Genomic DNA, 22,974 nt, shown 5'->3' with positions numbered 1-22,974 from the left:
CCACCGTCACGCAAAACTTCACGCGGGGGCGAATTGCCCCGTCGTTGCCGGGGCGCTACTGCTGGCCACGCCAGCCTCGAACTCCGGACGGAAATACTTGATTGCGCTACCCAATGGCTCGACGGCACCCGGTGCATGAGCACAGAAGGTCTTGCCGGGGCCGAGGAAGTTGACCAGGCCGAGCAGGGTGTCGATGTCCTGCTGGGTGCCTTGGCCGCGCTCCAGGGCGCGCAGAATCTTCACGCTCCACGGCAGACCGTCGCGGCATGGGGTGCACCAGCCGCACGACTCGCGGGCGAAGAACTCTTCCATGTTGCGCAGCAGCGAGACCATGTTGACGCTGTCGTCCACGGCCAGGGCCAGGCCGGTACCCATGCGGGTGCCGACCTTGGCGATGCCGGCGGCGTACATCGAGGCATCTAGGTGCTCGGGCAGCAGGAAGCCGGTACCGGCGCCACCGGGCTGCCAGCATTTCAGCTTGTAGCCGTCGCGCATGCCGCCGGCGTAGTCCTCGAACAGCTCACGGGCGGGCAGGCCGAAAGGCAGTTCCCACAGGCCCGGGTTCTTCACCTTGCCGGAGAAGCCCATCAGCTTGGTGCCCATGTCTTCGCTGCCTGGGCGGGCCAGGGTCTTGTACCAGTCGACGCCGTTGGCGACGATTGCCGGCACGTTGCACAGGGTCTCGACGTTGTTCACGCAGGTCGGCTTGCCCCATACGCCGACGGCGGCGGGGAAGGGCGGCTTGGAACGCGGGTTGGCGCGGCGGCCTTCCAGGGAGTTGATCAGCGCGGTTTCTTCACCGCAGATATAGCGGCCGGCACCGGTGTGGACGAACAGCTCGAAATCGAAGCCGCTGCCGAGGATGTTCTTGCCCAGCAGGCCGGCGGCCTTGGCTTCTTCGATGGCGCGGTTGAGGTTAGTGGCCGCGTCGACGTACTCGCCGCGCAGGAAGATGTAGCCGCGATAGGCCTTGAGCGCGCGCGCGGAGATCAGCATGCCTTCCACCAGCAGGTGCGGCAGCTGCTCCATGAGCATGCGGTCTTTCCAGGTGTTCGGCTCCATCTCGTCCGCATTGCACAGCAGGTAGCGGATATTCATGGATTCGTCGGCGGGCATCAGGCCCCACTTCACGCCGGTGGGGAAGCCCGCACCGCCGCGGCCCTTGAGGCCGGAGTCCTTGACCGTCTGCACGATGTCGGCCTGGGCCATTTCGCCCAGGGCCTTGCGTGCGGCAGCGTAGCCGTTCTTTGCCTGGTACTCGTCGAGCCATACCGGCTGGGCGTCGTCACGCAGGCGCCAGGTCAGCGGGTGGGTTTCTTCGTTGCGGGCGATGGTGTTGGCCGGGCCGATGGAGGTCAGCGTTTTGATGCTCATACGTAGCCCTCCAGCAGTTGGGTGATGCCCTTGGCGTCGAGGTTGCCGTAGGTATCGTCGTCGATCATCACCGCCGGGGCCTTGTCGCAGTTGCCCAGGCAGCACACCGGCAGCAGGGTGAAACGGCCGTCGGCGGTGGTCTGGCCGGGAACGATGCCCAGCTTGTCCTTGAGGCTGCCGAGCAGGTTTTCGTGGCCGCCGACAAAGCAGGTCATGCTGTCGCACACGCGGATGATGTGGCGCCCCACCGGCTGGCGGAAAATCTGACTATAGAAGGTGGCCACGCCTTCGACGTCGCTGGCCGGAATGCCGAGGACTTCGCCGATGGCATCGGCGGCGCCGTCCGGCACCCAGCCGCGCTCTTTCTGCACGATCTTCAGGGCTTCGATGGACGCCGCGCGCGGGTCCTCGTAGTGGTGCATCTCGTGCTCAATGGCCGAGCGCTCGGTTTCGCTCAGGGCAAAACGGTCGGTCTGGATCAGGGTGCTCATAATCAGCGGTCCACGTCGGCCATAACGAAGTCGATACTGCCCAGGTACGCGATCAGGTCCGCCACCATGCTGCCGCGGATCACCGAAGGGATCTGCTGCAGATGCGGGAAGCTGGGCGTGCGAATCCGGGTGCGGTAGCTCATGGTGCTGCCGTCGCTCGTCAGGTAGTAGCTGTTGATGCCCTTGGTCGCCTCGATCATCTGCAGGCTCTCGTTGGCCGGCATCACCGGGCCCCAGGAGACTTGCAGGAAGTGGGTGATCAGGGTCTCGATGTGTTGCAGGGTGCGCTCTTTCGGCGGCGGCGTGGTCAGCGGGTGATCCGCTTTGTACGGGCCTTCCGGCATGTTGCGCAGGCACTGGTCGATGATCTTGATGCTTTGGCGCATCTCTTCCACGCGAACCATGCAGCGGTCATAGGCATCGCCGTTGACGGCCAGCGGCACTTCGAATTCGAAGTTCTCGTAGCCGGAGTACGGGCGTGCCTTGCGCAGGTCGAAATCGAGGCCGGTGGAACGCAGGCCGGCACCGGTGACGCCCCATTCCAGCGCTTCCTTGGTGTTGTACTGGGCCACGCCCTTGGTACGGCCAATCAGGATGCTGTTTTTCAGGGCGGCCTTGGTGTACTCGTCGAGGCGCTTGGGCAGCCAGTCGACGAATTCCTTGACCAGGCCCTGCCAGCCACGCGGCAGGTCGTGGGCGACGCCACCGATGCGGTACCAGGCCGGGTGCAGGCGGAAACCGGTGATGGCTTCGATCACCTTGTAGGCGCGCTGGCGGTCGGTGAAGGTGAAGAACACCGGGGTCATCGCCCCGACGTCCTGGATATAGGTACCGAGGAACAGCAGGTGGCTGGTGATGCGGAAGAACTCGGCCATCATGATGCGGATGACGTCGACCTTCTGCGGCACCTTGATGCCGGCCAGTTTTTCCACGGCGAGCACGTACGGCAGGTTGTTCATCACCCCGCCGAGGTAGTCGATGCGGTCGGTGTACGGAATAAAGCTGTGCCAGGACTGACGCTCGGCCATCTTCTCGGCGCCACGGTGGTGGTAGCCAATGTCCGGTACGCAGTCGACGATCTCTTCACCGTCCAGCTGCAGGATGATGCGGAACGCACCGTGGGCAGACGGGTGGTTGGGGCCGAGGTTGAGGAACATGTAGTCCTCGTGCTCGCTGCCACGCTTCATGCCCCAGTCTTCCGGCTTGAAGCGCGCCGACTCTTCCTCGAGCTGCTGCTTGGCCAGGGTCAGGCTGAACGGATCGAATTCGGTGGCGCGCGCCGGGTAGTCCTTGCGCAGCGGGTGACCTTCCCAGGTCGGCGGCATCATGATGCGGGTCAGGTGCGGGTGGCCCTGGAAGGTGATGCCGTAGAGGTCCCAGACTTCGCGTTCGTACCAGTTGGCATTCGGCCAGATACCGGTGACGGTGGGGACGTTGAGGTCACCTTCCTTGAGGGCGACCTTGATCATGATGTCGCTGTTACGCTCGACCGACATCAGGTGGTAGAACACCGTGAAGTCGGCGCCCGGCAGGCCGCGGCGCTGGGTGCGCAGGCGCTCGTCGACGCCATGCAGGTCGTACAGCATGACGTAGGGGCGCGGCAGGTTGCGCAGGAAGGTCAGGACATTGATCAGGCGGTCGCGGGAAACCCACAGCACCGGCATGCCGGTGCGGGTGCTCTGGACGGTAAAGGTCTCGGCACCAAAGCGGGAATTCAGCTCGATGACCACATCTTGGTCGTCGGCCTTGTATGGCGGAATGGACAGAATGCTGTCTGCAGTCATGGTCTCGGTCGCTATCGGTGTACGGCGTCAGTGAGCAGGCTCGAAGAGCCGGATCACACTTCGTCTGGGCTGCGCAGGTTGGTTACAGCGATGCGTTCTGCGCGGCGCTGTTCTTTCTGCGACGGCATGTCGGCACGGTAAACGCCTTGGTCGCCAACGACCCAGGACAGCGGGCGACGCTCCTTGCCGATGGATTCCTGCAGCAGCATCAGGCCTTGCAGGAATGCTTCGGGGCGGGGCGGGCAGCCAGGAATATAGACGTCGACCGGGAGGAACTTGTCGACCCCCTGGACTACCGAGTAGATGTCGTACATGCCGCCGGAGTTGGCGCACGAGCCCATGGAAATCACCCACTTGGGTTCCAGCATCTGCTCATAGAGGCGCTGGATGATCGGCGCCATCTTGATGAAGCAGGTGCCGGCGATGACCATGAAGTCGGCCTGGCGCGGGGACGCACGAATGACTTCCGCACCGAAGCGCGCGATATCGTGCGGCGCGGTGAAGGCGGTGGTCATTTCCACGTAACAGCAAGACAGACCGAAGTTGTACGGCCACAGGGAGTTCTTGCGACCCCAGTTCACCGCACCGCTGAGAACATCTTCGAGCTTGCCCATGTAGATGTTCTTGTGGACCTGGTCTTCTAGCAGCGGGTCGGAGACAGTCTCCCGCTCGCCGATCGGATACTGCTCGTTAGGCGCATCCGGATCGATCCGAGTAAGTTTGTATTGCATCGCCAAAGCCTCATTGTTTTAGCTTCGCCTGCCGATTACGACGACCCTCGGGTGCCCAGTCGAGCGCACCGATACGCCAAAGATAGACAAGACCTGCCAACAGAATTGCTATAAAAACTGTAGCTTCGATCAGGCCGGCCCAGCCGCTTTCGCGCACCGAGACTGCCCAAGCGAAGAGAAAGAGGGCTTCAACGTCGAAGATCACGAACAGCATCGCGACCAGATAGAACTTTGCCGAGAGGCGCAGGCGTGCACTGCCAACGGGCAGCATGCCGGATTCGAAGGGTTCGTTCTTGCTGCGCCCCCAGGCTTTGCTCCCCAGCAGGCTGGAAAGACCGAGCATGAAACCGATGAGCCCGAAGACGCCGAGCAGGAAAATGGCAAAAGCCCAGTTGTGGGACATGGTCGTTACCGCATCAGGCATGCCGGTTCTCCTTGGGTAAGGGACGGCCTTCTATTATGGAGAGGTACAACCCGGCTCGGGTTGCCCTGCAAAGTATGGGCGCAATTTTATGCGCGCATGGCGTAGTAAGTAAATTTTTCTGAATAAAAAAATGAACGGACTGCGCTCTTGCAGAGGTCGTGCAGGCCTAGAGGCGCCTGGCCTGTGGTCGCTGGAAGGGGCTCTAATGCTTTGGTCTGATGGCTTTTCTGGCGTTTATCTGGAGCAGCTTGACGCCTTTATGAAAGATATCTGTCGGTAATTGTTTACAGGTGCTGGTTTTTCCAGACTGTGATCAGTGTGTTCTGAATTTTTGCAGAACAGATAAATGACTGATTTTTACGGTTCGAGTCGCTTCTCGGCTGAGCTTTGCATGCTCTCTAGCGCTTTTTCTCTGGTTGGATTCGGCGTTATTGAGCCAGAAACGAAAAACCCCAGCATCGCTGCTGGGGTTTTTCTGGCAACACATTCGGTTCGGGGCGTGGCCCTGGCCGATGAACCGGTTCTTAGCTGAACTGGTTCATGGTGTTGTCTTTGCCGCCGGCTTTCAGAGCTGCTTCACCAGCGAAGTACTCTTTGTGAGCGTCGCCGATGTCGGAGCCGGACATGTTCTGGTGCTTAACGCAGGCGATACCTTGACGGATCTCCTGACGCTGAACGCCTTTCACGTAGGCCAGCATGCCCTGGTCTGCGAAGTACCCTTTGGCCAGGTTGTCGGTGGACAGCGCGGCGGTGTGGTAGGTCGGCAGAGTGATCAGGTGGTGGAAGATGCCGGCACGAGCCGAGCCATCACGCTGGAAGGTACGGATCTTCTCGTCAGCAACCTGGGCCAGCTCGGTTTCGTCGTAGTCGACGCTCATCAGCTTGGCGCGGTCGTAGGCAGAAACGTCTTTGCCTTCGGCAGCGAACGCGTCGAATACCTGCTGGCGGAAGTTCAGGGTCCAGTTGAAGGACGGGCTGTTGTTGTAGACCAGCTTGGCGTTCGGGATGACCTTGCGGATCTCGTCAACCATGGCAGCGATCTGGCCAACGTGCGGCTTCTCGGTTTCGATCCACAGCATGTCAGCGCCGTTCTGCAGCGAGGTGATGCTGTCCAGTACGCAGCGTGCTTCACCGGTGCCAGCGCGGAACTGGAACAGGTTGGACGGCAGACGCTTCGGACGCAGCAGCTTGCCTTCACGGTTCAGAACGACGTCGCCGTTCTTCAGGTCGGCAGGGGAGACTTCTTCGCAATCCAGGAAGGAGTTGTACTGGTCGCCCAGGTCGCCCGGCTGGTTGGTAACAGCGATCTGCTTGGTCAGGCCGGCACCCAGGGAGTCGGTACGAGCAACGATCACGCCGTTGTCGATGCCCAGCTCGAGGAATGCGTAGCGAACAGCGTTGATCTTGGCCAGGAAGTCGGCGTGAGGAACGGTGACTTTACCGTCCTGGTGGCCGCACTGCTTCTCGTCGGAAACCTGGTTTTCGATCTGGATGCAGCAAGCACCCGCTTCGATCATTTTCTTGGCCAGCAGGTAGGTGGCTTCCGGGTTACCGAAGCCAGCGTCGATGTCGGCGATGATCGGTACGACGTGAGTTTCGTAGCCGTCGATCTGAGCCTGGATTTCGTCTGCTTTGACTTTGTCGCCAGCAGCGCGAGCGGTGTCCAGGGCGGTGAACAGCAGGTCCAGTTCACGGGCGTCGGCTTGACGCAGGAAGGTGTACAGCTCTTCGATCAGGCCGGAAACCGAAGTTTTCTCGTGCATGGACTGATCCGGCAGCGGACCGAAATCCGAACGCAGAGCAGCAACCATCCAGCCCGACAGGTAGAGGTAGCGCTTGTTGGTGGTCTTCAGGTGCTTCTTGATCGAAATCAGCTTCTGCTGACCGATGAAGCCGTGCCAGCAACCCAGCGACTGGGTGTAGACGGAGGAGTCGGCATCGTACTCAGCCATGTCTTTGCGCATGATGTCGGCAGTGTACTGAGCGATTTCCAGACCGGTTTTGAAGCGGTTCTGGGCACGCATGCGAGCCACGGACTCCGGGTCAATAGCGCTCCAGCTGCTGCCGGCGGCTTCTTTGAGTGCGGCAACGGCTTTGATGTCGTTTTGATAAGCTGACATGGTCAATCCTTCAAAGTGTGAGTTTGGTTGAGCACCGACTTCCCACCCAAAACCAACGTGCAAAAAGCTTGCAGTGTTGCGGGCGACACAAAGCAGAACGTCGAAATATCGACCGAGACGAGAGTGGAGCAGAGAGGAGGGGGGATACGAGCAAGCAGTCCGTCGATCAGGTGGCGCTGCTTGCCGGTTCGTGGAAACCGTTGGGCTGTGCGCTGCACTGGTCTGGCGGTCTTACTTATACGCTTAGGCTTCCCCGTCCCTCAGGACAACTTTCGTTCCAGTCGCAACCTCGTCGAAACGCCTTGTGGGCTGTTAAAACACGGATCGTTCCGAATGGTGGTACGGAGCCGATCTGGAGGCTCTTCTACAGAGCCCCTGGCTAGCGGGAGCGGGGTCATGATGCCCTTCAAACGGGTGTTCGTCAACGATTTTGTAGTGGCCGTGCGTCGCCACTACATGCCCTGATAGGGCCGCTGTGGCTAGTCCAGTGCGTCAACCTTGATGCGCATGCTCATGTCGTTGGCGCCCTGGGTGGAGTGGCGACGCAGGAAGCCATCGTTATTGCCCTGGCTCTGTTCGCTGACGCCACCCAGGGTGATCCATTCACCCAGTCTGCCACTGACCCGGGTGTCGGTGCTCTGCACGTCGATTACGTCGGGCTGATTGCGGCTGATGCGGTCGTTGTTGCTGCTGATGCTGATGTGCACGATTTCGCCCGTCAGGCTGGCGGTGACGTAGTAGCCCTGAGTGACATTGCGGTACTGGGTGTTCTGGTAGACCTGGCCGTACGGGCCGGTGCTGGTGGTGGTCAGCGGTACGCTCTGGCCGACCTGGATCAGTGCCGGGTAGCCTTCGGTGGTCTGGATCTGCTGCACCCCACCGCGCTGGCTGTCGGTGCTGCGGCGAATGATGCGTACCTGATCGCGCCCATGCACTTCGCCGCGACCGGCTTCTATGTCGACGTCGCCGATGCTGGCCGAGCCATTGACCGCATAGCCTTCGTTGTCCTGGTAGCCCGATTCGCTGGTATCGACGCTGATCAGCAGGCGCCGTGGCGCTGTGTCCAGCTGACCGAGCAGGTTGCGGATTTCCTGGATCTTTTCCGGCGAGGCGTTGACCACCAGTTGATTGCCGTAGGGGCTGACCTTGCCCTGGCCGTCGAGCACCGACTGCACCACCGGGATCACCTCGTCGGCGGTGCGGTAGTTCAGCTGAATCAGCTCGGTGGCGGCCAGTGATGGCAGGCTGACGACAAGCAGCAGGGCAGCCAGGCAGGCGCGCAAGGTCATAGCAGGAAGCTCCGTAGGTCAGGGTCTAGCAGGCTGATATCCCAGGCCTGGTCGAACAGTGCCTGCTGCAGGCGAAAGCGGCCGGGGTCGTTATACAAAGCATAGCCAGCGTAGTCCTCGGGGTGCGAGCGCAGCAGCAGGCCGCGCGCGTCGGCCAGCAGGTAAGCGATTTCCTCGCTGGGGTGGTCCGGGTTGAGGCGGCGGATATGCAGGTTGCTGCTGATGCGCTGCGCCAGGTTGAGCAGGCGATGGCCTTGCTTGACCGGGCGCGAGACATCGCGCACGAGAATGCGCAGGCGGTTCTTCGGGCTGGCCAGGAGGAAGCGGGTACAGGCGTCCTGCACGCTGCTGTGGTTGTACAGCCAGGGTTCGAGGTCAGGGGTGTACAGACACAGGCTGCTGCGGCTCTGTTGCAGCAGAGCCAGGGCATGGGCCTGGGCTTCTTCGGCGCTGCTGAAACGCTGCAGGGCCTGGTGTTCGCCAAGCTGGAAGGGGGCGGGTTCGCGCTGTTCCGGGATGGCGCCAGGGCTGGCCGGATTGTGCACGGCAAAACGCCCCGGCGACTGAAAATCAATGGCCGGCAATTCGGTCTGGATTTCGTCGGGCGGGGCGTTTTCGTCGTTCATCCGAACCTCTAAGAATCCGTTTGCGATCTTTTGGACTAGAGCCAGACAAGGCAAAAATAGCCGAGGAAGCAGCTGTAAATGAGCATTCCGAGGCTGTTTTTAACGCCGTATGGCCGACGGCCAGAAGATCGTAAACGGGTTCTAGTCGCTATGGCGCACCATCATCACATGGGGGATGCCGGCTTCCAGGTACTCGGCACCTTCGATGTGAAAGCCCAGGCGCTCGTAGAAGGCCGTGGCATGCACCTGTGCGCTGAGCTTCTGTTCACGCTGGCCGCGGTTTTCCGCTTCGGCGATGGCTGCATGCATCAGGGCGTCGCCGACTTTCAGGCCACGCCAATCCTTGAGCACCGAAACCCGGCCGATCTGGCCGTCGGCCAGCAGGCGTGCGGTGCCGATCGGGTAGTCGCCTTCGAGGGCGAGAAAGTGCACGGCCTCGATGTCCTCGTCATCCCATTCGAGTTCTGCCGGCACCGCTTGTTCCGCGATGAACACGGCTTCGCGGATGCGCCGCAGCTCGGCATTGTCCTTCTGCCAGTGGGCTAGGCGGACGTGAATCTCACTCATCAGCAAACTCCAGGCTGCCTTGCTTGACCAGTTCACAGAGCAGCTTACGCCCCTCTTCGTCGGCGAGCCATTGGCCGAGGTTGTCACTGTGCAGGGCGTCGGCGGCGCAGATCAGCTTGAGCAGTTCCTTCAGGCTGCTCGGCAGCAGGCGGCTCTGGCCGCTGGCGAACAGCACCAGGCCGACATCCAGCTCGCTCCAGGCCAGGCGTGCGCTGGGGTTGCGTACCAGTACGGCACCTTGCTTGAGTGCGGCGAGGAATTCGTCGTCCTCGACGTCGGTGCCGGCGACCAGCTCGGGGTAGCGTGGCTCGGTCATGAACTGGCCGAACCAGGTCAGCAGCAGGCGCTCGTCACCCATGTGCTCGGCCAACAGGGCTTTGAGGCGGTCGAGGGCGTCCAGCTGGATCTGGTGCGGGTCGTCGGTCGGCGCGGTGCCGGCGTCGCTGTAGCGTTCTTCGTCCGGCAGGAACTGGGCGAGGAAGTCGGTGAAATGGGTCAGTACCTCGGCGGCGCTGGGGGCGCGGAAGCCCACCGAGTAGGTCATGCAGTCATCCTCGGCGGTGCCGAAGTGGGCCAGGCGCGGCGGCAGGTAGAGCATGTCGCCGGGCTCCAGCACCCACTCTTCGGTCTGCGCGAAGTCGGCCAGGATGCGCAGGTCGGCGTGCGGCAGCAGGGCGCTGTCGGCGTCGCACATCTGGCCAATCTTCCAGCGGCGCTGGCCGTGGGCCTGGAGCAGGAACACGTCATAGTTGTCGTAGTGCGGGCCGACGCCGCCGCCCGGTGCGGCGAAGCTGACCATGACGTCGTCGATGCGCCAGCTGGGCAGGAAGTTGAAGTGCTTGAGCAGCTCGGCGACATCCGGGACGAACTGATCGACGGCCTGCACCAGCAGGGTCCAGTCGCGCTCTGGTAGCTGGCTGAAGGCGTCTTCGGCGAACGGGCCTCGGCGCAGTTCCCAGGGGCGCTCGCCGTGTTCGACGACCAGGCGCGATTCGACTTCTTCTTCCAGGGCCAGACCGGCCAGTTCATCCGGGCTGATCGGGCTTTCGAAATCAGGGATGGCCTGGCGGATCAGCAGGGGTTTCTTCTGCCAGTAGTCGCGCAGGAATTCACGGGCTGTAAGACCGCCGAGCAGTTGCAGAGGTACATCAGTAGTCATGTTCAAGCCTTTGAAATAAAAACGCCCGGCACAGCCGGGCGTGCAAGTAAGAAGCGTCGGTCAGACGCGCTTGGCCTGGGCTACGGCGTTGCCGATGTAGTTGGCCGGGGTCAGTTGCTTGAGTTCTGCCTTGGCGGCGGCTGGCATGTCCAGGCCGTCGATGAAGGTCAGCAGGGCCTCCGGGCTGATGCCTTTGCCGCGGGTCAGCTCCTTGAGCTTCTCGTAGGGGTTCTCGATGGCATAGCGGCGCATCACGGTCTGGATCGGCTCGGCGAGGACTTCCCAGCAGGCGTCCAGGTCGGCGGCGATGCGCGCTTCGTTCAGCTCCAGCTTGCCGATGCCCTTGAGGCTGGCTTCGTAGGCGATGACGCTGTGGGCGAAGCCGACACCAAGGTTGCGCAGCACGGTGGAGTCAGTCAGGTCGCGCTGCCAGCGGGAGATCGGCAGCTTGCTGGCCAGGTGCTGGAACAGTGCGTTAGCGATGCCCAGGTTGCCTTCGGAGTTTTCGAAGTCAATCGGGTTGACCTTGTGCGGCATGGTCGAGGAGCCGATTTCACCGGCCACGGTCTTCTGCTTGAAGTAACCGAGGGAGATGTAGCCCCAGACGTCGCGGTCGAAGTCGATGAGGATGGTGTTGAAGCGGGCGATGGCGTCGAACAGCTCGGCGATGTAGTCGTGCGGCTCGATCTGCGTGGTGTAGGGGTTGAACTGCAGACCCAGGTCACCTTCGATGAACTGGCGGGCGTTGGCTTCCCAGTCGATCTGCGGGTAGGCGGACAGGTGAGCGTTGTAGTTGCCCACGGCGCCGTTGATCTTGCCCAGCAGCGGCACGGCCGCAACCTGAGCGATCTGGCGCTCCAGGCGGTAGACCACGTTGGCCAGTTCCTTGCCCAGGGTGGTCGGCGAAGCCGGCTGGCCGTGGGTGCGCGAGAGCATCGGTACGTCGGCGAACTTGACGGCCAGCTCGCGGATGGCGGCGGCGATCTGCTTCATCAGCGGCAGCAGCACGCCGTCGCGGCCTTCGCGCAGCATCAGGGCGTGGGACAGGTTGTTGATGTCCTCGCTGGTGCAGGCGAAGTGGATGAACTCGCTGACCGCGGCCAGTTCCGGCAGCTTGGCGGCCTGTTCCTTGAGCAGGTATTCCACGGCTTTGACGTCGTGGTTGGTGGTGCGCTCGATCTCTTTCACGCGCTCGGCGTGCTCGATGGCGAAGTTGTCCGCCAGCTCGTTGAGGATGGCCTGGGCTTCGGCGGAGAAGGGCGCGACTTCGGCGACGCCTTCATGGGCGGCCAGGCGCTGCAGCCAGCGGACTTCGACCATGACGCGGAAACGGATCAGGCCGTATTCGCTGAAGATCGGGCGCAGGGCGCTGGTTTTGGAGGCGTAACGGCCATCAACGGGGGAAACCGCGGTGAGCGAGGAGAGCTGCATGGAGGCGTTCTCGGACTGTCGGTCAACGAAAAGGGCGCACATCATACATGAAAACGTGACGGCAGCCGCGATTGGCGATGGACCGTTCAGCGCCGGCTGATGGATAACAGGCTGGCGGCGAAGATCAGCGCGGCGCCGAGCAGTGAAGTCAGATCGGGCGTTTCACCCCAGCGCAGCCAGGCGATCAGGCCGGCGAAGACGATGGCCAGGTAGGCGATCGGTCCGATGATGCCGGGTGGGGCCAGGGCGTAGGCCTTGGACATGACGATCTGGCTGACGGTGGCGAGCAGACCGATTACCAGCAGCAGGCCCAGGTCGTGGCTATCCAGTGCCTGCCAGGCCCAGGTCAGCGGGATGGCGGAGATCAGGGTGCTGAACAGGGCGAAGTAGAAGACGATGCGAAAGGCCGGCTCGGTATTGCTCATCTCGCGAATCGAGACGAAGGCGAAGGCGGCCAGGATGCTGGCGGCCAGGCCGACCAGCGCCTGGCTGTCGAGCAGGGCCTGGCTGGGTTTGGCCACCAGCAGCACACCGATCAGGCCGATGCCGGTGGTCAGCAGCATGCGCCGGGTCAGTGGTTCTTTCAGCCACCACCAGGCAATCAGGGGGGTGAATACCGGTGCCGAGTAGGTAAACAGCATGGCGTCGGCCAACGGCAGGTGGGCGATGGCGTAGAAGAAGCAATACATGGCCGCCAGGCCATAGGTGGTGCGCCACAGGTGGGATTTCAGGCGCCCGGTCTTCAGCGGTTGGGTGCCCTTGAGCAGTACCAGCGGCAGGAAGAACAGCACGCCAACCAGGTTGCGGAAGAACACCACCGACTCGTTGTTGACGCTCAGCGAGACTTCGCGGATGCCGACGCCCATCAACGAGAACAGCAGGGCGGAGAACGCCAGCAGCAGAGCGCCCTGCAGGGGTTTTACGCTGCGCGACGGGAGGCTCATGTCAGCTGCGCAGCAGCGGATAGAGTTCCTTGAGCAGCTTGCCGCGGCTGAACACCAGTTGCCAGCGATGGCCGCCGAGCTGGCGCCACAGGCGCGCCGAGCGGATGCCGGTCAGCAGCAGGGCACGGATCTTTGCCGCGTTGTTGGCTTGCTGCAGGAAGCGCATGTCGCCTTGCACCTGGATGCGTTGGCGGAAAGTGCTGATGGTGTCCTGGTACAGCGCGCCGCAGGAAGAAATGACGTTCTCGTGGGTCAAGCCGAAGTGGCCGACCTGCTGCTGGATCTGGTCCAGACGACTGCCGATCACCTGCAGCAGGTCGTCGCGCTTGGCCAGCTGACGCTCCAGGCCGAGCAGGGCCAGGGCGTAGCGCAGCGGCTCGCGCTGCAGGCTCGCCGGGTTGCGTTCGAGGGCGCTGGCCAGGGCCTTGTAACCTTCGCGCAGGTTGAGGTCATCGCCGCCGTAGACGTCCAGGGTGTTCTTCGGCTCACGCACCAGCAGGCTGCCGAGCAGGCAGGTGATGTCGGCTTCGCTGGCCTGGCCGGTGCGGGCGATCTTGTCGACCAGGGTGGTGGCTTCGAAGACGGCGGCCAGTGCGGTCAGTTGTTCCTGAATCGGGCTCATACCAGGCCGGCTCCGGCAAACCAAGGCTTGGCGCTCTCGATCACGCCGCCACCCAGGCAGACCTCACCGTCGTAGAACACCACGGACTGGCCGGGGGTGACGGCCCGTTGTGGCTCGGCGAACACGGCGCGGTAGCCGTCTGCGGTCTGTTCCAGGGTGCAGGCCTGGTCGCTCTGCCGGTAGCGCACCTTGGCGGTCAGTTGGCGCGGGCTGCTCAGGTCGATGGGGTTGACCCAGTAGATCTCCGAGGCGAGCAGGGCGCGGCTAAACAGCCAGGGGTGTTCGTTGCCCTGGCCGACCAGCAGCACGTTGCGTTTGAGGTCCTTGGCTAGCACGTACCAGGGTTCGTCGCCGGCATCCTTGAGGCCGCCGATGCCGAGGCCCTGGCGCTGGCCGATGGTGTGGTACATCAGGCCGTGGTGGCGGCCGATCACTTCACCCTCGATGGTCTCGATATCGCCGGGCTGGGCCGGCAGGTACTGCTTGAGGAAGTCGCTGAAGCGGCGTTCGCCGATAAAGCAGATGCCGGTGGAGTCCTTCTTCTTGGCGGTGGCCAGCTCGTATTTCTCAGCGATGGCGCGCACCTGGGGCTTTTCCAGTTCGCCGACCGGGAACAGGGTGCGGCCGATCTGCTCGCCGCCGACGGCATGCAGGAAGTAGCTCTGGTCCTTGTTCGGGTCGAGCCCCTTGAGCAGCTCGCTGCGGCCGTCGATGTCGCGACGGCGCACGTAGTGGCCGGTGGCGATCAGATCGGCGCCGAGGCTCAGGGCGTAGTCGAGGAAGGCTTTGAACTTGATCTCGCGGTTGCACAGGATGTCCGGGTTCGGCGTGCGTCCGGCCTTGTATTCGGCGAGGAAGTGCTCGAACACGTTGTCCCAGTATTCGGCGGCGAAGTTGGCGGTGTGCAGCTTGATGCCGATCTTGTCGCACACGGCTTGGGCGTCGGCCAGATCATCCATGGCGGTGCAGTATTCGGTGCCGTCGTCTTCTTCCCAGTTCTTCATGAACAGGCCTTCGACCTGGTAGCCCTGTTCGAGCAGGAGCAGGGCCGAGACGGAAGAGTCCACGCCGCCGGACATGCCGACGATGACGCGCTGGGTGCTGGGGGAGGTGCTGCTGGGCATAGGGATCTGGGCGTGACTGCGATAAAGACGGCGATTCTAACAGGCGCTGCGGTGCGGCGGCGAATCAGGCCGGGTCGCGGATCAGGCTCAGCGGGAAGCGCTCGCCGGCCAGGTAGTCGTCGATGCAGCGCATAACCAGTTCACTGCGCCAGCGTTCGGGCTGGGCCGCCAGTTCCTCTCGGGTCAGCCAGCGCGGGCCGAGGATGCCGTCGTCCAGCGGGCTCTCTGGCAGATGCAGCAGGGGCTTGGCGGCGAAGCACACGCGCTGGTAGGTGACGCCATTGCTCGGGGCTGTGTAGAGGTAGATGCCGGTCACGGCGGTCAGCTCGACCTGCCAGCCGGTTTCCTCGAGGGTTTCGCGCAAGGCGGCGTCGATGAGACTTTCGTCTGCTTCCAGATGGCCGGCAGGCTGATTAAATACCGCCTGGCCGCCAGCCAGCTCTTCGACCAGCAGGAAGCGTCCCTGGTCTTCGACCACGGTGGCTACCGTGACATGGGGCGTAAAGCGCATGGGAACCTCCGTAAATGAGGTCGCGGATGTTAGTGGCAGATTCTGCCGGAGGCCAGATCAGCGCATTCTCGGGCTGAGCTGCTAGGATAAAAGTCGGTTCAGTTTGTGGCGCCGTGTAGTGCTCCCTGTAGTTTGACTACAGGAACGGCTGCAGGGCAGTATCGGTGCAGCTCTTGAGGCGCCAGTGATGTAAGGAAATGTCGAAAAGTGCGTGACTTTCTGTAGAAAAACTACAAGAATGCGGCACCTTTCCGAGACCCAAAGTTCCATTCGCCACGCCATCCGCGCGGCGGAATGTCAGACCACGAAAACAACGGAGTCAAGCATGGGATACCAGAAGATCCAGGTGCCAGCGACCGGTGACAAAATCACCGTCAACGCCGACATGTCCCTGAACGTACCGAACAACCCGATCATCCCGTTCATCGAGGGTGATGGCATCGGCGTCGATATCAGCCCGGTGATGATCAAGGTCGTCGACGCGGCCGTCGAGAAAGCCTACGGCGGCGAGCGCAAGATTTCCTGGATGGAAGTCTACGCCGGCGAGAAAGCCACCCAGGTCTACGACCAGGACACCTGGCTGCCGAAAGAAACCCTGGAAGCCGTACGCGACTACGTTGTTTCCATCAAAGGCCCGCTGACCACTCCGGTCGGTGGCGGCATCCGTTCGCTGAACGTTGCCCTGCGCCAGGAACTGGATCTGTATGTCTGCCTGCGCCCGGTGCGTTGGTTCGAAGGCGTGCCGAGCCCGGTCAAGCGTCCGGGTGACGTCGACATGACCATCTTCCGCGAAAACTCCGAAGATATTTATGCCGGTATCGAGTGGAAGGCCGGTTCGCCTGAAGCGACCAAGGTCATCAAGTTCCTGAAAGAAGAAATGGGCGTCACCAAGATCCGTTTCGACCAGGATTGCGGCATCGGCGTCAAGCCGGTTTCCAAGGAAGGCACCAAGCGCCTGGTGCGCAAGGCGCTGCAGTACACCGTCGACAACGACCGCGAGTCGCTGACCATCGTGCACAAAGGCAACATCATGAAGTTCACCGAAGGTGCCTTCAAGGATTGGGGCTACGAAGTGGCGCGTGACGAGTTCGGCGCCGAGCTGCTGGATGGCGGTCCGTGGATGCAGTTCAAGAACCCGCGTACCGGCAAGAACATCGTGGTCAAGGACGCCATCGCCGACGCCATGCTGCAGCAGATCCTGCTGCGTCCGGCCGAATATGACGTGATCGCTACCCTGAACCTGAACGGTGACTACCTGTCCGATGCCCTGGCGGCCGAAGTAGGTGGTATCGGTATCGCGCCGGGTGCCAACCTGTCCGACACCATCGCCATGTTCGAAGCGACCCACGGCACCGCGCCGAAGTACGCTGGTCAGGACAAGGTCAACCCGGGTTCGGTCATCCTCTCCGCCGAGATGATGCTGCGCCACATGGGCTGGACCGAAGCCGCGGACCTGATCATCAAAGGTACCAACGGTGCCATCGGTGCGAAGACCGTGACTTACGACTTCGAGCGTCTGATGGATGGCGCCAAGCTGCTGTCCTGCTCGCAGTTCGGCGATGCCATGATCGCGCACATGTAATTAAGCGACGAGTGGTAACAAAAAGGCCGGTCATTTGACCGGCCTTTTTTATTGCAAGCTCTTTATCAGGCTTCTACCGGAGTGCTTTGTGGCGAACTGATGGTCGCCGGGGATTCACTGGTTGCCAGGGCGGCGCTGATATTCACAGCATGCAGGCCCTTTGGACCTTGCAGAATATCGAAGCTTACCGGCTGGCCGGCCTTGAGAGTCTTGTAACCGTCCATCTGGATGGCCGAGTAGTGGGCGAATAGGTCCTCATCTCGGCCGTCGGCGACGATGAACCCGTAGCCTTTGGCGTTGTTGAACCACTTGACCTTACCGCTAAGCATGCTGATATCCCTCTGCAAAGGACTCCATCACTGGAGTATCATCCACTTCAATTCCGCGCATGAAATCAGCCGGGTTGGGCGAAGGCGCGGAACCCCGATACCCGAGACGGGTATTCAATGTTTGTAACACCCTTTTGCCGTTAGTCAAGGCGCTCCGGCAGCTGGCTGAGAAGCCAGTCATAAACCTGTCTAGCATCTGTATTCGCCCAGCCACGAAGCATCCTCTTTCGCATGCATGCAAGCAGCCAGATTCGTCTAACATTCAATCAAGATCGTCCAGCTACGCACGAGGATGATTCCTCGGGTCTTGCTGTCCAAGAAGCTAAGCCGCGGTTGCAGGCGCCACCGATGTACAAGGTGCTGCTGTTCAACGACGACTACACGCCGATGGATTTCGTGGTCGAGGTGTTGGAGGTGTTCTTCAACCACAATCGTGAGCTGGCAACCAAGATCATGCTGACCGTCCATACAGAGGGGCGGGCAATCTGCGGTGTGTATACCCGCGATATCGCAGAAACCAAGGCCATGCAGGTCAACCAGTACGCCCGGGAAAGCCAGCATCCGCTACTCTGTGAAATAGAGAAGGACGGTTAATACCGGACGCTTGGGTAAGAGGTGAAGCTATGTTGAATCGAGAGCTGGAAGTCACCCTCAATCTGGCCTTCAAGGAGGCACGCTCCAAGCGGCATGAGTTCATGACGGTCGAGCATCTGCTGCTGGCATTGCTGGATAACGAGGCTGCAGCCACCGTCCTGCGCGCTTGCGGCGCCAATCTGGACAAGCTTCGTCATGATTTGCAGGAATTCATCGACTCCACCACGCCACTGATCCCGCAGCACGATGAAGACCGCGAAACCCAGCCGACCCTGGGCTTCCAGCGCGTGCTGCAGCGTGCGGTGTTTCACGTGCAGAGCTCGGGCAAGCGCGAAGTTACCGGCGCCAACGTGCTGGTGGCAATCTTCAGCGAACAGGAAAGCCAAGCGGTATTCCTGCTCAAGCAGCAGAGCGTCGCGCGCATCGATGTGGTCAATTACATCGCCCATGGCATCTCCAAGGTGCCGGGGCATGCCGATCATTCCGACAGCGAGCAGGAAATGCAGGATGACGAGGGGGGCGAGTCCGCTTCCTCGGGTAATCCGCTGGATGCTTATGCCAGCAACCTGAACGAACTGTCTCGCCAAGGCCGTATCGACCCGTTGGTCGGGCGCGAGCCCGAGGTGGAGCGCGTAGCGCAGATTCTCGCGCGTCGGCGCAAGAACAATCCGCTGCTGGTGGGTGAGGCCGGTGTCGGCAAGACCGCCATCGCCGAAGGACTGGCCAAGCGCATTGTCGACGGCCAGGTGCCTGATCTGCTGGCTGACAGCGTGGTCTACTCCCTGGATCTCGGTGCCTTGCTGGCCGGTACCAAATACCGCGGCGATTTCGAGAAGCGTTTCAAGGCGCTGCTCAACGAGCTGCGCAAGCGCCCGCATGCGATCCTGTTCATCGACGAGATCCACACCATCATTGGCGCGGGCGCGGCTTCGGGCGGGGTGATGGATGCCTCCAACCTGCTCAAGCCGCTGCTGTCCTCGGGTGAGATCCGCTGCATTGGCTCTACTACCTTCCAGGAGTTCCGTGGCATCTTCGAGAAAGACCGGGCTCTGGCGCGGCGCTTCCAGAAGGTCGATGTCAGCGAACCGTCGGTCGAGGATACCGTTGGCATCCTGCGCGGGCTGAAGGCGCGTTTCGAACAGCATCACCATATCGAGTACAGCGACGAGGCCCTGCGCGCAGCGGCCGAGCTGGCGGCGCGCTACATCAATGACCGGCACATGCCGGACAAGGCCATCGATGTGATCGACGAGGCGGGTGCCTACCAGCGGCTGCAGCCGGAAGACAAGCGTGCCAAGCGTATCGAAGTCGCCCAGGTCGAAGACATTGTCGCCAAGATCGCGCGGATTCCCCCGAAGCACGTCACCAGTTCCGACAAGGAACTGCTGCGCAATCTGGAGCGCGACCTCAAGCTGACCGTATTCGGCCAGGATGCGGCGATCGACTCGCTGGCGACCGCGATCAAGCTGTCACGCGCAGGCCTGAAGGCGCCGGACAAGCCGGTGGGCTCTTTCCTGTTCGCCGGGCCGACCGGGGTCGGCAAGACCGAGGCCGCTCGTCAGCTGGCCAAGGCCATGGGTATCGAGCTGGTACGTTTCGACATGTCCGAGTACATGGAGCGGCATACTGTTTCGCGTCTGATCGGTGCGCCTCCTGGCTACGTCGGTTTCGATCAGGGTGGCTTGCTCACCGAGGCCATCACCAAGCAGCCGCATTGCGTGTTGCTGCTCGACGAAATCGAGAAGGCCCATCCGGAAGTCTTCAACCTGCTGTTGCAGGTGATGGATCACGGCACGCTGACCGACAACAACGGGCGCAAGGCCGACTTCCGTAACGTGATCCTGATCATGACCACCAACGCCGGGGCGGAAACCGCGGCACGGGCGTCGATCGGCTTCACTTACCAGGATCACTCAACCGATGCCATGGAAGTGATCAAGAAAAGCTTCACGCCGGAGTTCCGCAACCGCCTGGATACCATCATCCAGTTCGGTCGTCTGAGTCACGAAGTGATCAAAAGCATCGTCGACAAGTTCCTCACCGAACTGCAGGCGCAGCTCGAGGACAAGCATGTGCTGCTGGAAGTCAGCGATGCGGCGCGTGGCTGGCTGGCCGAGAAGGGCTATGACGTGGCGATGGGGGCAAGGCCGATGGCGCGCCTGATCCAGGACAAGATCAAGCGTCCGCTGGCCGAGGAAATCCTCTTCGGTGAACTGGCCGAGCATGGCGGCGTAGTGCACATCGAGCTAGTTGGCGATGAGCTGCGCTTCGAATTCGAGACCACGGCAGAGCCGGCTTGATCTGAAAAACAGGTAAACGAAAACGCCCGGCAGTGCCGGGCGTTTTCATTTCAACTGGGCTTAGAGCTTGTTCAATGGCTCGTGAGCTAGAGTCAGGCCGATTTCAACACGGCATGGCCAGCGCGCAGCAGGCTTTGAGCAGGTTCTTAGCGGGCGCGGTAGGTGATGCGGCCCTTGCTCAGGTCATATGGCGTCAGTTCGACGCGGACCTTGTCGCCAGTGAGAATGCGGATGTAGTTCTTGCGCATCTTTCCGGAGATATGCGCGGTAACGACGTGCCCATTTTCCAACTCCACACGGAACATGGTGTTGGGCAGGGTGTCGACGACAGTGCCTTCCATTTCGAAGCTGTCTTCTTTCGACATGCAGTAAAGCCCTCGGTATCCAATGAATGGCCCGGCGCAACTGGCCCCAGGCAAAAGCGGCGTGCATTGTGCCCGAAAATGCAGTGTGCCGCCAAGGTATTCAGGTGAGGACTGTCCAGCGTTGATTGACGAACAGCTCAATGGGGCGGTACTGGGTCTTGTAGCTCATCTTGCGGCAGTTCTTGATCCAGTAGCCGAGGTAGACCGCTTGCAGGCCCAGGCGTGCGGCTTCGCCGATCTGCCAGAGGATGGCGAAACGGCCCAGGCTGCGCCGTTCCTGATCAGGGTCGTAAAAGGTATAAACCGCCGAAAGGCCGTTGGGCAGCATGTCGGTGACGGCGATAGCCAGCAGTTTGCCCTCCAGGCGGAACTCGTAGAAGCGCGCGAATGGCAGGTCGCGAACCAGGAAGGTGCTGAACTGGTCACGGCTGGGTGGGTACATGTCGCCATCTGCGTGGCGCTGCTCGATGTAGCGCACGTAGAGGTCGTAGTACTCCTCGTTGAACGCCGGGCGTACGGCTTGCACCTGAATGTCGGCGTTGCGTTTGAGGATGCGCCGCTGCTGGCGGTTGGGCAGGAACTGGTCGGCAGGGATGCGGGCTGGTACGCAGGCGGTGCAGCGTTGGCAGTGCGGGCGATACAGATGGTCACCGCTACGCCGAAAGCCCATTTCCGAGAGCTCGGCATACACCTGCACATCCATGGGCTGGCTGGGGTCGAGGAACAGGGTGGTGGCCTGTTCCTCGGGCAGGTAGCTGCAAGGATGTGGCTGGGTGGCGTAAAACTTGAGGCGAGCCAGCTCGGTCATGGTCAACCCTCGGGAAAACCTTTGAACAAGTGTATGCCAGGCTGCGGGAGTCGCCTAGGCGAGCCAGTCGGCGCTATTCGGTTGGTCGAGATGGCGCTGCAGGTAAGTCGCGAACTCGCTGCGTGGTATCGCCCGGGCGCCAAAGCTGTGCAGGTGCTGAGTGGGCATCTGGCAGTCGATCAGGACAAAGCCCCATTCACGCAGTTTGCCGACCAGAGTGGCGAAGCCGACTTTCGAGGCGTTGTCCGTGCGGCTGAACATCGACTCACCGAAAAACAGCTGACCCATGGCCAGGCCGTAGAGTCCGCCGACCAGCTGTCCGTTTTCCCAGACTTCGACCGAATGGGCGATGCCTTGGCGGTGCAGGTGCAGGTAGGCGCTCTGCATGCTTGTGGTGATCCAGGTGCCGTCGGCATGGGTACGCGGTTCGGCGCAGGCCTGGATGACGGCGGCGAAATCGCGATCGAAGCTGACCGTGAAGCGCTGCTGGCGGATCAGCTTGGCCAGGCTGCGCGACAGGTGGAATTCATCGGGAAACAACACCGTGCGTGGGTCTGGCGACCACCACAGTAGCGGTTGACCTTGTGAGTACCAGGGAAAGCAGCCATGCCGGTAGGCGGCGACCAGGCGTGCAGGCGACAGATCGCCACCGGCTGCCAGCAGGCCATTGGGCTCGCGCAGGGCTTTATCCAGAGGCGGGAAGTCGAGGGTGTCGCGTTGCAGCCAGGTCAGCATGCGGGGGAGGGCGGGCGCCGGGCGCCCGCCTGCTGCGGCTTAGACGTCGAGGTACTTTTCGGCGTCGAGCGCGGCCATGCAGCCCGCGCCAGCCGAGGTGATGGCCTGGCGGTAGACGTGGTCGGCCACGTCGCCGGCGGCAAACACGCCGTCGATACTGGTCAGGGTGGCATTGCCTTCGTTGCCGCCCTGCACCAGCAGGTAGCCGTCACGCATTTCCAGTTGGCCCTGGAACAGCTCGGTGTTGGGCTTGTGACCGATGGCGATGAATACGCCAGCCAGTTGCAGTTCCTTCTTGCTGCCGTCGGCAGTGTTGATCAGGCGCACGCCGGTTACGCCGCTGGCGTCGCCCAGCACTTCGTCCAGGGTGTGGTTCCAGTGCAGGCGGATGTTGCCGTTGGCAGCCTTCTCGAACAGCTTGTCCTGCAGGATCTTCTCCGAGCGCAGCTTGTCGCGGCGATGGATCAGGTGCACTTCCTTGGCGATGTTGGACAGGTACAGGGCTTCTTCCACGGCCGTGTTGCCACCGCCGATCACGCAGACCACCTGGTTGCGGTAGAAGAAACCGTCGCAGGTGGCGCAGGCGGAGACGCCCTTGCCGGCGAAAGCTTCTTCCGACGGCAGGCCGAGGTACTGGGCGCTGGCGCCGGTGGCGATGATCAGGGCGTCGCAGGTGTAGGTGCCGCTGTCGCCCTTGAGGGTGAAGGGCTTCTGCTGCAACTCGGCGGTGTGGATGTGGTCGTAGACGATCTCGGTATCGAAACGCTCGGCATGCTCCTGCATGCGCTGCATCAGTGCCGGGCCGGTCAGGCCGTGCACGTCACCTGGCCAGTTGTCGACTTCGGTGGTGGTGGTCAGCTGGCCGCCGGGCTGGATGCCGGTGATGATGACGGGCTTGAGGTTGGCGCGGGCGGCATAGACGGCAGCGGTGTAGCCGGCAGGGCCGGAGCCCAGAATGATCAGGCGTGAATGCTTGACTTCGCTCATAAAAAGACCTCATAAGCCTTTGTCACAAAAGAGAATGCATGCTCAAATTGAGCGGTGCGTAAGATGCTGGCCGGTAT

The 22,974-nt window shown here is 61.9% G+C and carries 24 protein-coding genes; 4 read left to right on the top strand and 20 right to left on the bottom strand.

Going from position 1 to position 22,974, the window contains the following annotated elements:
* Positions 1–18: 18 nt before the first annotated feature.
* The 5 genes from nuoF to LRS11_RS17790 are packed head-to-tail and all read right to left on the bottom strand — an operon-like array spanning position 19 to position 4,804.
* The gene (gene nuoF / locus LRS11_RS17810) at positions 19–1,374 is read right to left on the bottom strand and encodes an NADH-quinone oxidoreductase subunit NuoF (protein WP_260494208.1); all 1,356 of its coding nucleotides are present in this window, start codon (positions 1,372–1,374) and stop codon (positions 19–21) included.
* Complete coding sequence (gene nuoE, locus LRS11_RS17805; RefSeq protein ID WP_260496947.1) at positions 1,371–1,871, bottom strand: NADH-quinone oxidoreductase subunit NuoE; 501 nt, start codon at positions 1,869–1,871, stop codon at positions 1,371–1,373. Before nuoE ends, nuoF begins: the two co-directional genes overlap by 4 nt.
* A complete protein-coding gene (gene nuoC / locus LRS11_RS17800) occupies positions 1,868–3,649 on the bottom strand; it encodes an NADH-quinone oxidoreductase subunit C/D (RefSeq protein ID WP_260494207.1) in 1,782 nt (593 codons plus the stop codon). The genes nuoE and nuoC overlap by 4 nt, the downstream gene beginning before the upstream one ends.
* A gap of 53 nt (positions 3,650–3,702) precedes the next feature.
* Positions 3,703–4,380 carry a NuoB/complex I 20 kDa subunit family protein gene (locus LRS11_RS17795; RefSeq protein ID WP_260494206.1) on the bottom strand — a complete coding sequence of 226 codons (678 nt, stop codon included), beginning with the start codon at positions 4,378–4,380 and terminating at the stop codon, positions 3,703–3,705.
* A 10-nt stretch (positions 4,381–4,390) separates the two neighbouring features.
* A complete protein-coding gene (locus LRS11_RS17790; RefSeq protein ID WP_260494205.1) occupies positions 4,391–4,804 on the bottom strand; it encodes an NADH-quinone oxidoreductase subunit A in 414 nt (137 codons plus the stop codon).
* A gap of 346 nt (positions 4,805–5,150) precedes the next feature.
* Between LRS11_RS17790 and LRS11_RS17785 the strand changes: the two genes are divergently transcribed.
* Complete coding sequence (locus LRS11_RS17785) at positions 5,151–5,336, top strand: hypothetical protein (protein WP_260494204.1); 186 nt, start codon at positions 5,151–5,153, stop codon at positions 5,334–5,336.
* Here the strand turns inward: LRS11_RS17785 and LRS11_RS17780 are convergent.
* The 10 genes from LRS11_RS17780 to LRS11_RS17735 form a co-directional block, all read right to left on the bottom strand.
* Positions 5,329–6,924, bottom strand: coding sequence for an isocitrate lyase (locus LRS11_RS17780; RefSeq protein ID WP_260494203.1), 1,596 nt, complete (start codon positions 6,922–6,924; stop codon positions 5,329–5,331). The two genes, LRS11_RS17785 and LRS11_RS17780, sit on opposite strands and share 8 nt — an antisense overlap.
* A gap of 479 nt (positions 6,925–7,403) precedes the next feature.
* Complete coding sequence (locus tag LRS11_RS17775) at positions 7,404–8,213, bottom strand: secretin N-terminal domain-containing protein (RefSeq protein WP_173207038.1); 810 nt, start codon at positions 8,211–8,213, stop codon at positions 7,404–7,406.
* Positions 8,210–8,839 (bottom strand): histone acetyltransferase HPA2, encoded by a 630-nt coding sequence (locus LRS11_RS17770; RefSeq protein WP_260494202.1) that lies wholly within the window; start codon positions 8,837–8,839, stop codon positions 8,210–8,212. The genes LRS11_RS17775 and LRS11_RS17770 overlap by 4 nt, the downstream gene beginning before the upstream one ends.
* 141 nt (positions 8,840–8,980) lie before the next feature.
* A complete protein-coding gene (locus tag LRS11_RS17765; protein ID WP_260494201.1) occupies positions 8,981–9,406 on the bottom strand; it encodes a GNAT family N-acetyltransferase in 426 nt (141 codons plus the stop codon).
* Positions 9,399–10,565: a cupin domain-containing protein gene (locus tag LRS11_RS17760; protein ID WP_260494200.1), complete on the bottom strand. Its 1,167-nt coding sequence runs from the start codon at positions 10,563–10,565 to the stop codon at positions 9,399–9,401. The genes LRS11_RS17765 and LRS11_RS17760 overlap by 8 nt, the downstream gene beginning before the upstream one ends.
* 60 nt (positions 10,566–10,625) lie before the next feature.
* Complete coding sequence (gene purB, locus LRS11_RS17755; protein ID WP_260494199.1) at positions 10,626–11,996, bottom strand: adenylosuccinate lyase; 1,371 nt, start codon at positions 11,994–11,996, stop codon at positions 10,626–10,628.
* A gap of 86 nt (positions 11,997–12,082) precedes the next feature.
* The gene (locus LRS11_RS17750; protein WP_260494198.1) at positions 12,083–12,940 is read right to left on the bottom strand and encodes a DMT family transporter; all 858 of its coding nucleotides are present in this window, start codon (positions 12,938–12,940) and stop codon (positions 12,083–12,085) included.
* A gap of 1 nt (position 12,941) precedes the next feature.
* Entirely contained in the window at positions 12,942–13,562 is a 621-nt protein-coding gene (hflD, locus tag LRS11_RS17745) for a high frequency lysogenization protein HflD (RefSeq protein WP_260494197.1), read from the bottom strand.
* The gene (gene mnmA / locus LRS11_RS17740) at positions 13,559–14,686 is read right to left on the bottom strand and encodes a tRNA 2-thiouridine(34) synthase MnmA (RefSeq protein WP_260494196.1); all 1,128 of its coding nucleotides are present in this window, start codon (positions 14,684–14,686) and stop codon (positions 13,559–13,561) included. Before mnmA ends, hflD begins: the two co-directional genes overlap by 4 nt.
* 64 nt (positions 14,687–14,750) lie before the next feature.
* Positions 14,751–15,197, bottom strand: coding sequence for an NUDIX hydrolase (locus LRS11_RS17735; protein WP_260494195.1), 447 nt, complete (start codon positions 15,195–15,197; stop codon positions 14,751–14,753).
* 325 nt (positions 15,198–15,522) lie between these two features.
* Between LRS11_RS17735 and icd the strand changes: the two genes are divergently transcribed.
* The gene (gene icd, locus LRS11_RS17730) at positions 15,523–16,779 is read left to right on the top strand and encodes an NADP-dependent isocitrate dehydrogenase (RefSeq protein WP_260494194.1); all 1,257 of its coding nucleotides are present in this window, start codon (positions 15,523–15,525) and stop codon (positions 16,777–16,779) included.
* 65 nt (positions 16,780–16,844) lie between these two features.
* On the opposite strand, the gene cspD is transcribed toward icd, so the two are convergent.
* A complete protein-coding gene (gene cspD / locus LRS11_RS17725) occupies positions 16,845–17,108 on the bottom strand; it encodes a cold shock domain-containing protein CspD (protein WP_182835411.1) in 264 nt (87 codons plus the stop codon).
* Positions 17,109–17,339: 231 nt separating this feature from the next.
* On the opposite strand from cspD, the gene clpS reads away from it, so the two are divergent.
* Positions 17,340–17,702 (top strand): ATP-dependent Clp protease adapter ClpS, encoded by a 363-nt coding sequence (gene clpS / locus LRS11_RS17720; RefSeq protein WP_173207021.1) that lies wholly within the window; start codon positions 17,340–17,342, stop codon positions 17,700–17,702.
* Positions 17,703–17,731: 29 nt separating this feature from the next.
* Positions 17,732–20,002: an ATP-dependent Clp protease ATP-binding subunit ClpA gene (gene clpA, locus LRS11_RS17715; protein ID WP_260494193.1), complete on the top strand. Its 2,271-nt coding sequence runs from the start codon at positions 17,732–17,734 to the stop codon at positions 20,000–20,002.
* Positions 20,003–20,148: 146 nt separating this feature from the next.
* Here clpA and infA read toward each other — a convergent pair whose 3' ends face one another.
* From infA to trxB, 4 genes are all read right to left on the bottom strand, one after another.
* Positions 20,149–20,367, bottom strand: a complete 219-nt coding sequence (infA, locus tag LRS11_RS17710) for a translation initiation factor IF-1 (protein WP_002553999.1) — start codon at positions 20,365–20,367, stop codon at positions 20,149–20,151.
* A 100-nt stretch (positions 20,368–20,467) separates the two neighbouring features.
* Positions 20,468–21,175: an arginyltransferase gene (locus LRS11_RS17705; protein ID WP_260494192.1), complete on the bottom strand. Its 708-nt coding sequence runs from the start codon at positions 21,173–21,175 to the stop codon at positions 20,468–20,470.
* A 54-nt stretch (positions 21,176–21,229) separates the two neighbouring features.
* Entirely contained in the window at positions 21,230–21,910 is a 681-nt protein-coding gene (aat, locus tag LRS11_RS17700) for a leucyl/phenylalanyl-tRNA--protein transferase (protein ID WP_260494191.1), read from the bottom strand.
* Positions 21,911–21,949: 39 nt separating this feature from the next.
* Positions 21,950–22,897 carry a thioredoxin-disulfide reductase gene (gene trxB / locus LRS11_RS17695; protein ID WP_260494190.1) on the bottom strand — a complete coding sequence of 316 codons (948 nt, stop codon included), beginning with the start codon at positions 22,895–22,897 and terminating at the stop codon, positions 21,950–21,952.
* Between the last annotated feature and the right edge of the window lie 77 nt (positions 22,898–22,974).

The sequence above is a fragment of the Pseudomonas sp. J452 genome, from assembly GCF_024666525.1.
Classification (GTDB): Bacteria; Pseudomonadota; Gammaproteobacteria; order Pseudomonadales; family Pseudomonadaceae; genus Aquipseudomonas.
This window is presented reverse-complemented; position numbering and strand designations above follow the sequence as displayed.

Bases quoted from the DNA above. Each gene is read 5' to 3' on its own strand.
- nuoC (WP_260494207.1), bottom strand. From the start codon at position 3,649: ATGACTGCAGACAGCATTCTGTCCATTCCGCCATACAAGGCCGACGAC.
- LRS11_RS17735 (WP_260494195.1), bottom strand. From the start codon at position 15,197: ATGCGCTTTACGCCCCATGTCACGGTAGCCACCGTGGTCGAAGACCAG.
- infA (WP_002553999.1), bottom strand. From the start codon at position 20,367: ATGTCGAAAGAAGACAGCTTCGAAATGGAAGGCACTGTCGTCGACACC.
- LRS11_RS17775 (WP_173207038.1), bottom strand. From the start codon at position 8,213: ATGACCTTGCGCGCCTGCCTGGCTGCCCTGCTGCTTGTCGTCAGCCTG.
- cspD (WP_182835411.1), bottom strand. From the start codon at position 17,108: ATGCTTAGCGGTAAGGTCAAGTGGTTCAACAACGCCAAAGGCTACGGG.
- mnmA (WP_260494196.1), bottom strand. From the start codon at position 14,686: ATGCCCAGCAGCACCTCCCCCAGCACCCAGCGCGTCATCGTCGGCATG.
- purB (WP_260494199.1), bottom strand. From the start codon at position 11,996: ATGCAGCTCTCCTCGCTCACCGCGGTTTCCCCCGTTGATGGCCGTTAC.
- LRS11_RS17705 (WP_260494192.1), bottom strand. From the start codon at position 21,175: ATGACCGAGCTGGCTCGCCTCAAGTTTTACGCCACCCAGCCACATCCT.
- icd (WP_260494194.1), top strand. From the start codon at position 15,523: ATGGGATACCAGAAGATCCAGGTGCCAGCGACCGGTGACAAAATCACC.
- LRS11_RS17770 (WP_260494202.1), bottom strand. From the start codon at position 8,839: ATGAACGACGAAAACGCCCCGCCCGACGAAATCCAGACCGAATTGCCG.
- trxB (WP_260494190.1), bottom strand. From the start codon at position 22,897: ATGAGCGAAGTCAAGCATTCACGCCTGATCATTCTGGGCTCCGGCCCT.
- LRS11_RS17750 (WP_260494198.1), bottom strand. From the start codon at position 12,940: ATGAGCCTCCCGTCGCGCAGCGTAAAACCCCTGCAGGGCGCTCTGCTG.
- clpS (WP_173207021.1), top strand. From the start codon at position 17,340: ATGCATGCAAGCAGCCAGATTCGTCTAACATTCAATCAAGATCGTCCA.
- nuoF (WP_260494208.1), bottom strand. From the start codon at position 1,374: ATGAGCATCAAAACGCTGACCTCCATCGGCCCGGCCAACACCATCGCC.
- LRS11_RS17785 (WP_260494204.1), top strand. From the start codon at position 5,151: ATGACTGATTTTTACGGTTCGAGTCGCTTCTCGGCTGAGCTTTGCATG.
- hflD (WP_260494197.1), bottom strand. From the start codon at position 13,562: ATGAGCCCGATTCAGGAACAACTGACCGCACTGGCCGCCGTCTTCGAA.
- LRS11_RS17795 (WP_260494206.1), bottom strand. From the start codon at position 4,380: ATGCAATACAAACTTACTCGGATCGATCCGGATGCGCCTAACGAGCAG.
- aat (WP_260494191.1), bottom strand. From the start codon at position 21,910: ATGCTGACCTGGCTGCAACGCGACACCCTCGACTTCCCGCCTCTGGAT.
- LRS11_RS17760 (WP_260494200.1), bottom strand. From the start codon at position 10,565: ATGACTACTGATGTACCTCTGCAACTGCTCGGCGGTCTTACAGCCCGT.
- LRS11_RS17780 (WP_260494203.1), bottom strand. From the start codon at position 6,924: ATGTCAGCTTATCAAAACGACATCAAAGCCGTTGCCGCACTCAAAGAA.
- clpA (WP_260494193.1), top strand. From the start codon at position 17,732: ATGTTGAATCGAGAGCTGGAAGTCACCCTCAATCTGGCCTTCAAGGAG.
- LRS11_RS17790 (WP_260494205.1), bottom strand. From the start codon at position 4,804: ATGCCTGATGCGGTAACGACCATGTCCCACAACTGGGCTTTTGCCATT.
- LRS11_RS17765 (WP_260494201.1), bottom strand. From the start codon at position 9,406: ATGAGTGAGATTCACGTCCGCCTAGCCCACTGGCAGAAGGACAATGCC.